This is a genomic window from Thiococcus pfennigii, from assembly GCF_016583835.1.
GTDB lineage: Bacteria > Pseudomonadota > Gammaproteobacteria > Chromatiales > Chromatiaceae > Thiococcus > Thiococcus pfennigii.
Map to the genome: position 1 here is coordinate 1 of NZ_NRRW01000097.1, position 7347 is coordinate 7347.

Annotated in this window: 7 protein-coding genes; 6 read left to right on the top strand and 1 reads right to left on the bottom strand. The window is 58.6% G+C overall.

The features are described 5' to 3' along the window. The first annotated feature begins 517 nt into the window (after window positions 1-517). A complete protein-coding gene (locus tag CKO41_RS17535) occupies window positions 518-994 on the top strand; it encodes a Uma2 family endonuclease (RefSeq protein ID WP_242464411.1) in 477 nt (158 codons plus the stop codon). 436 nt (window positions 995-1430) lie between these two features. Here the strand turns inward: CKO41_RS17535 and CKO41_RS17540 are convergent, their stop codons facing one another. Then, the gene (locus tag CKO41_RS17540) at window positions 1431-2747 is read right to left on the bottom strand and encodes an integron integrase (RefSeq protein WP_200383205.1); all 1317 of its coding nucleotides are present in this window, start codon (window positions 2745-2747) and stop codon (window positions 1431-1433) included. Window positions 2748-3086: 339 nt separating this feature from the next. On the opposite strand from CKO41_RS17540, the gene CKO41_RS17545 reads away from it, so the two are divergent. The 5 genes from CKO41_RS17545 (at window position 3087) to CKO41_RS17565 (ending at window position 6192) form a co-directional block, all read left to right on the top strand. Continuing rightward, the gene (locus CKO41_RS17545; protein ID WP_200383206.1) at window positions 3087-3494 is read left to right on the top strand and encodes a hypothetical protein; all 408 of its coding nucleotides are present in this window, start codon (window positions 3087-3089) and stop codon (window positions 3492-3494) included. Between the two features lie 125 nt (window positions 3495-3619). Then, window positions 3620-4318: a hypothetical protein gene (locus CKO41_RS17550; RefSeq protein WP_200383207.1), complete on the top strand. Its 699-nt coding sequence runs from the start codon at window positions 3620-3622 to the stop codon at window positions 4316-4318. A 118-nt stretch (window positions 4319-4436) separates the two neighbouring features. Next, window positions 4437-5285: an AbiJ-NTD4 domain-containing protein gene (locus CKO41_RS17555; RefSeq protein WP_200383208.1), complete on the top strand. Its 849-nt coding sequence runs from the start codon at window positions 4437-4439 to the stop codon at window positions 5283-5285. 362 nt (window positions 5286-5647) lie between these two features. After that, window positions 5648-5929: a BrnT family toxin gene (locus tag CKO41_RS17560; protein ID WP_200383209.1), complete on the top strand. Its 282-nt coding sequence runs from the start codon at window positions 5648-5650 to the stop codon at window positions 5927-5929. Further along, a complete protein-coding gene (locus CKO41_RS17565) occupies window positions 5926-6192 on the top strand; it encodes a CopG family antitoxin (RefSeq protein ID WP_207144155.1) in 267 nt (88 codons plus the stop codon). Before CKO41_RS17560 ends, CKO41_RS17565 begins: the two co-directional genes overlap by 4 nt. Window positions 6193-7347: the final 1155 nt, after the last annotated feature.

A 7347-nucleotide genomic window follows, 5' to 3' on the forward strand; every position in this document is an offset into this window, starting at 1 on the left:
GAGCGCCGAGCCCCAGCCCCAGCCGCACCGCAATCCATCCGCTTGCGCTTGGCCGGTTCGCTCCCCCGGGAGGCGGCGAGTGCCGGAGCCTGAGCGAGCGCGGCGAGGATTGCCGAGCTGGGGCTCGGCGCTCCCGGAGAGGTTCGTGGTCCCGAATATCGAGCATACCCGTGTGAAGACGGCTCCTCACCGGCCGCGTGCGGCAGATAGGCAGCACGCACCTGGTATGGTGGCTTCGGCTGATATGCGGGCCAACATGACAGCATGTCCGTGGTGTAAACCGAGCTGGCGAGTCCAGATGTCATCTGAAGCCACCATAGACGTCAACCTAATAGCGGCGGCCGCCTCGGGTTAGGCGCGCCGGCACGGCGGTCTTCGAGAAAGAACAGGCGGGCGCGCGCCGCAACCCGACATCGGGGGACGAATCGCACCGCCGATTTCTGATGCCTTCTTCAGAGAGATGAACGCCGTCTTGGAGATGCCCAGGTAACGATTCAGCCGCGTTCCGTTCGAGCGCATGGTCGACGCCGGCCTGTTTGGGCCGAGCGACCGCCTCGAGCTACTCGACGGGGAGATCATCGATAGGGTCCCACAGCAGAGCCGCCATGCCACTGCGGTGACGCTTGTCGGGGATGCGTTGCGGGCCGTCTTCGGCCCCGGCGCGACGGTGCGCGTCCAGCTCCCGTTCTGCCTGGATGACCACTCCGAGCCCGAGCCGGACGTCGCGGTCGTGCCCGGCAATCCGCGCAGCTACCGCGACGCCCACCCGACCCAGGCACTGCTCCTCTGCGAGATCGCCGACTCGACCCTCGCCTACGCGCGCGCCGGCATCCCCGAATACTGGATCCTCGCCCTGGAAACGGAACGCCTGGAGGTCTTCCGCCGGCCCGATGCCGGTATCTACGTCGAGAAGCGCGTGCGCAGCGGCGCCGAGGCCATCGCGCCCCTCGCTCGGCCGACGCAGACGGTACTCGTCCGCGACATGCTCCCCTGATTCGACGACGACGCTTGCTGAGCGACAGCCAGGCCGCCGAAACCAGCGCAGCCGTCGGCGCCCGGCCCCTCTCGAACCAACGCCGAGTCCAGGGCAACACCCCGATCCGCAGCGGAATCGACCGCCAGCCCTGGGGTGTCCCGGGACAAAAGGCCTAAACCGCCTTGGCGTAGGTCGACTTACCGACGGAGGCCGGCTCTCGCGATCCGAGCCATCTCGCCGTCGCGCGGCTCACTGGGAGCGCCGGCTTTCCAGCCGGCTCGTCGCCGTCGCGGCTCGATGCCGCGGTGGCGGCGTCTGGGCCGGTTAGAAGGCCACGTGCGCAGCGGCCATCCAGCGGCGCCTATGGGTGATCTCCTGGCTCCAGCGCCGAAGGTCCCAGTTCGTACCGACTCGCCGCCGAGGCCGATTTTGTGGGGATACCTCAGCCACCAACCTAGATCGCATCGATCGGACTCTTCACCGGCAAGACGCCAGGGCGATTCATTACATGCGTATAGATCATCGTCGTCGCGACGTCCTTGTGGCCGAGCAGCTCCTGCACGGTGCGGATGTCGTACCCGGCCTCCAGCAGATGGGTCGCGAAGGAGTGGCGCAGCGCATGGGAATTGACCCGTTTGGCGATCCCGGCGGCGATTCCAGCCGCCTTCAACGTCTTCTGGAAACCGGCCTCGTGCAGGTGATGGCGGCGGACGACGCCGCCCTTCGGATCGGTCGTGAGTCGCGAGCTCGGGAAGCAGTATTGCCAGATCCACTCCCGCGGCGCATTCGGCGCCTTGCGCGCCAGCGCGTGCGGCAGGTACACGGCGCCGGCACCGGCGGCCAGGTCTTCCCCGTGCAGCGCGCGCACCTGCTCGAGATGCGCCTGTAGCGGTTCGATCAACCGCTCGGGCAGCGGTACCACGCGGTCCTTGCCGCCCTTGCCGTCGCGCACGACGATGTAGCGGTTCGCGAAATCGACATCGCCGACCCGCAGCCGAACCCCCTCCATCAGCCGCATCCCGGTGTCATAGAGCAGCCGGGCCAACAACTGCGGGGTATCCTTCAGCTGCGCGAGCAACGCGCGCACCTCGTCACGGCTCAACACCGTCGGGACCCGCGCTGGCCGACGTGCGCGCCCAAAGGCCATGTCGTCGAGCGGCTGCTGCAACACCTGCCGAAACAGATACACCAGGGCATTCAGCGCCTGATTCTGGGTACTCGCCGCCACGTCCCTGTCAACGGCCAGATACTCCAAGAAACGCTCGACGTCGCGTTTGCCAAGCTTGGTGGGATCCACAGCCCCGGCAGTCGACTGCTGCTCGCAGAACGACAGGAATCGATGGCACCAAGCGACATACGACTGCTCCGTGCGCAGGGCGTAACGCTGCGCGCGCAGGGTGCGCGCCAACTGCTTCAGCAGCGGTCGGTGCTCGCTCGCCTTTGTATAGATCGGATGGGTGTCGATAGCCTGCTCCGGCGATAACGTCGCCGCCACCGTCGGGTGATCCGCCGCCAGCGTCACGCCGGCCTCCCGCCAATAATCCCACTCCACCTCGTGCGCCGCCGGACAAGCGGCGACATCGACCAACAACAGTTGCAGGGCGTCGACCATTTGGCGAAACTGCCAGTCGTTCAGCCGCTGCTCGCGGGCGTAACGAGGGAAGAACGCCGTGATCTCCGCTGCCGATACCTCCACCAGCCGCTTCGGGCGCACCGCCGCCACGAACGCCTCGGCCCGCACGACATACCACCGCCGCTGCGCCGAGGGCACGCGCGCCCCCTCCAGCGCGGACAGATACCGGTCCCATCCCGACGGCCGCCCCTGCTCCCGACGCGGGCCACCGCCCCTGGCCCAAGGTCCGCTGGATGCCGCGGAACCCGGCGAGCTCGTTGACTTCCTGGTCGACATTGGAAAGCTCGACTAATGTGCTAGGCTGTCTACAGTGTAGCACGCAAGGCATAGGCGACAGCCTAGTCAACTGTTATGCCACAAAAACACCAAAGGTCCTAACCATTGACTAATAGAAAGAGGAAAGAGATAAAGAGAACATGTCAACCATGTACAGGTTGTTGCGATGGTTGGGTTCAAATGGTTATTGGAGGTGTTCCCGTGTATCCGGGACAACCATGCCCACATAGCACTGGAAAAGGATGCGATGATTATGAAAATCGCCCCATCGATCCCTGTGATAATTTTAATTGTGGTTGGATAACTTCAGATAGCCCGCTTCCAGAATGGATGAAACCAAATAATGGTAAAGTAATCGTTATCTTTAATAAGCTCAAATGGAATGGTATTCCTGTTGACCTTGCGGTTCCAGTTGGCAAACGCATACCGCCTAGATCACTTGCTTGGCTAAAGCAGTTTGCTGAACAAAATAGAAGGCCTCTGATTTATACTGAGCAGATAGTTGAGGAAGGTAAGTTTCAAAAGCAACAACAAATAATGGTGCATGGCCCTCCCGCATTTCAACAGGAACTCATTCGCTGGCAGCAAGAAGGAAAAAAACTTTGGTAAATAAAGGCATAACAAAAGGCTCAAGGCGACCCCAAACCGCGCGTCGAGCTCGGTGTTTGATTAAGGCTTCGGTGCAAGCGCGGTTTGGGTCGCCTTAGCCTTACGTTAGCTCAGGAAGGAGTCACATGAACATCGAAGCATCAAGCTCCGAAGAGCTTCTAAATCTTCTTCGCGGACTCGACATTTCCGTTCCCAGTCGAACCGATGGTAGGAAGACCGAACACACCGAACGCTACACTATCTGTCATCTTCTCAGCACTCTCGCGTCATCTAACCGTCTCCAGTATCCGCTTACTGTTCAGCATTCCGACCGACCCGACTTCGTGCTATCTCTTGCTGGGAAGAGCATCGGAATCGAGCACACAGAAGCGGTTCCCGAAAATGAAGCCGCGAAACAGGCACTGAGAGAAAAAGGTATTGGTCCAAAGGTACATTTCGTAAGCCCCACGTCACCCGGAGAGAAGCGCCGTAGCTCAAAACAACTTCGTGCGGAAATAGAAGCAGATGAAATGGGAGACGGGTGGGCCGGAGAACAAGCCCAGAAGGAATGGGCTCAAGTTGTTCAGCACTTCATCAGGCAGAAGGAAGCGAAACTCCAGGCTCAAGGCTTCAAACGTCACGATGAGGATTGGCTCCTAATCTACGAAAGCTGGCCACTACCAGCGATAGACGTAAAAGCCGCAGCTACGTATTTCTGCAAACACCAAGCAGAAGAAGGCACAACTCCAGTCTTCCAAAAGGTTTTCGTCATGTCTGGCAAGAAGATAGTTGAGTTTTGTGAGGGCACTTGCACGTTACATGACGACAATGACATATGGTCGTGAGCTAACAATTGGCTCAGCGCCGACCCAATACCGCGCATCGAGCTCCGGGCAATACCTAAAGGCCGTTCCGGCGCGGTATTGGGCTGGCTAGCCAAAACGTTAGACGAGGGACGTAGCAATGCTGTTTTCACAACGGATCGGGAAAAGACCAATCACGAAATCGTTGCAGCTTGAGGGCATGGATGAAGCCCTGCGCAATACGCTGTGGACTATCATTTACGAACGACATATCAGTCAGTACCGAGATCCGACCGCTGGGGGGACCTGGGGCCCTCCGCCCATTCGAAGCTCTAACTTGGAGCCGTTCATCTTCGATATTTGGTACCAAGTATGGCAAGCGCCTTCCGATACCATCCCCCAAGCGGCTAATGACGCAATTAAACGGGTCCGGGAATATTACTTCGAGTGCGAGTGGTATGCTGCTTACGACATACTACAGCTAAGCATAGACAACTATAACACTATCGCTCCAACGGAACAGGGTAAGAAAAAGTACATATCAATCATTAACGCGGTGTTAGAGAAGCAGTGCAGCGGATATCGCGTCATCAACAGCCAAGTAACACCTATAGCGGATGAAGCAGAAATCTCATCGTTGGAAGCAGTTCACCAACTTCCCTCGCAGTATACTGCGGTAGAGAAGCACTTCAAAAATGCACTTTCTTTGTTTGCAGACAGAAAATCACCAGATTATTCAAACGCCGTCAAGGAGGCGGTTTGCGCCATCGAATCTCTAGCCAAAATTGTGACCGGGGACCAAAAGGCTACTCTCGGCAAGCTCACCAGCAAACTAGGTTTGCACCCAGCCCTACAGAAGTCGCTGTCGCAACTCTACGGATACACCAGCGATGAACATGGAGTTCGACACGGATCTATACAACCAGCTGATATAGATTTCGACTTAGCGAAATTTTTTCTTGTGAGCGCTTCATCCTTCATCAATTACATTCTTGCGCGAGCCAAATAGTTAATTCGTCTAACATGCGCATAAAGGCAAGATGGGGTCAGGTCTTGCAATCCAGCACCGCCTGACTAAACTTAGGCCATAGCCTGACGCCTTCGTATCGAGTTAGCCGGCGGGTTCTACCACGTTACGTCGCGCGGCGATCGGCGTGAGGCCCTCTATCGAGGGGAGGAGTCAGGTCTTCCCTTTCGACTTACCCTCGAAGATCGGATGATTCGCCTAACATGAGGCTGCAGGCGACCCAATGCCGCGCCGCGGGTTCTGTGCTAAATTCTACTCAGTGCGGGGCGGCATTGAATCGCCTGAGCCAAACGTTGGCGCATTAACGCAGCAACTGGCTGCACAATAAACGATTTGGCCTACAGATGATCAACGAATTTCTGTGGCCAGAGGATCGAATCGACCAAATCTCTAGACATGGCGTCAGTCCAGATGAGTTCGAAGAGGTGTGTTTTGGTTCGTCACTGGTGCTCCGAGCAAAATCAGAAGGGCCTAATCCGGTCTATCATGTTCTTGGAGAAACACGTAGCCGGAAACGCCTTCTTTGTATTGCAATCCAATTTCTCGACGGGAAAGGATATCCGATTACCGCTCGGCCAATGACTGACCGTGAAAGACGGCGTTACCAGCAGTGGAAAAGAAAATGAGCCACCTGCCAGCAACCGATTCAATCTCGGAGCTTGCCGCTTTTTGGCAGGCTCACGACCTGACAGATTTCGAAGATGAATTGATAGAGGTTAGTGAACCTGAATTTCAGCGTACGGAGAATGTTTCCGTTCAGCTAGCCGCCGAAGACATTTCGGCTCTTCGAACAAGAGCGAGGCGGGAACATATTTCCGAAGCCGATCTCGTTTCGAGATGGGTACATGAGCGGTTACGTGGGAAAGAGAAATCGCCAACAAGCCGCTGAAGGCCAACCCGGCGCGAGTCAGTGCACGGCTCGACCGAAGCGCCGCGCCACGCGCCGGTCGGCTTAGCGCAACGTTAGCTCTCAGAAAAAACACTGCAGGGCATACGGGGTCACAGGGCATACAGGGCATACGGGGTCAAGTCTTGCAATCACGCACAAGACTTGACCCCGCTTTTGGCACGATGATCCTCGGCCTACGTTAAAGGAAGACTAGGAAAGACCGAGGCAAACTTTACCCGCCCAACGAACAAGGTTAGATCGTCCGAGCGAAGCGGGCGACGATCTGAACCGTTTGTTGGACGAGCCCGTGGGAGGGAGCGGCAAGGGAGGCGGTGGGGCTTAGAAAATATCTCCCGCGAGGTGCGGGGAGCCGCGGGCCTGTGGTGTGTATCGAGGCCCGATGGTCCTGGTGTCAGACAGCCGCAGCGGCGGTTTTTTGCGTCATGAGGCGCTCGCAGCCGGTGCGGATGGCCGAATGGCGCGCGAGCGTGGACCTCGGCACGCCGCAGCCGAAGTGCAGGGAGGCGGCTTGGTCGGTGCGCGTTACATCGCGAGGGCCTCCGTGGCCGTGGCCGGGTGGCGGCCCGGCCCGTGGTGGGAGGCGGGTTTGTACGATGATCATCGGTGTGCCGCAGGCGGGGCAGATCAGCCCGGGACGAGGCCGGCGGATGCGAGGGTTAAGGGGTCAAGTCTTGCAATCGCGCATTGCGTGATTGCACATGATTGCACATGATTGCAAGACTTGACCCCGTACCTCGCTTCCTGTCCTGCCGCCGCGACGGCCCTTTGAGCGTCTCGCCCGTCAACCGGATAGTCAAGACCTGGTGCCGGGAGATCGGCCTGCACGGGCGCTAAGGCTCGCACTCGCTGCGCAAGACCTGGGGCTATCACCAGCGCAAGCGCAACGACGCCTCACTGCCGTTGCTGATGATCGCCTACGGCCACAGCAGCGAGGCCCAGACCCTGCGCTATCTCTTCATCCAGGAACGCGAGCTGCGCGACCTGTTTCTGGGCATGGATTTGTAGCGGGCGCAACGCAGGCCGCGTAACCACATGATCCCCAGAATTTTTCTGGCGATTCCCGGGAAAGCGGTCTATATTGGTTGTTAGAGGTGCAACCGACCCATTCGAAGGATTGACTCATGAGCAAGACTA

What these genes read in the sequence shown, in the direction of transcription:
- CKO41_RS17555 (WP_200383208.1), top strand. Translation starts at nt 4,437, where the DNA reads ATGCTGTTTTCACAACGGATCGGGAAAAGACCAATCACGAAATCGTTG.
- CKO41_RS17535 (WP_242464411.1), top strand. Translation starts at nt 518, where the DNA reads ATGGTCGACGCCGGCCTGTTTGGGCCGAGCGACCGCCTCGAGCTACTC.
- CKO41_RS17565 (WP_207144155.1), top strand. Translation starts at nt 5,926, where the DNA reads ATGAGCCACCTGCCAGCAACCGATTCAATCTCGGAGCTTGCCGCTTTT.
- CKO41_RS17550 (WP_200383207.1), top strand. Translation starts at nt 3,620, where the DNA reads ATGAACATCGAAGCATCAAGCTCCGAAGAGCTTCTAAATCTTCTTCGC.
- CKO41_RS17560 (WP_200383209.1), top strand. Translation starts at nt 5,648, where the DNA reads ATGATCAACGAATTTCTGTGGCCAGAGGATCGAATCGACCAAATCTCT.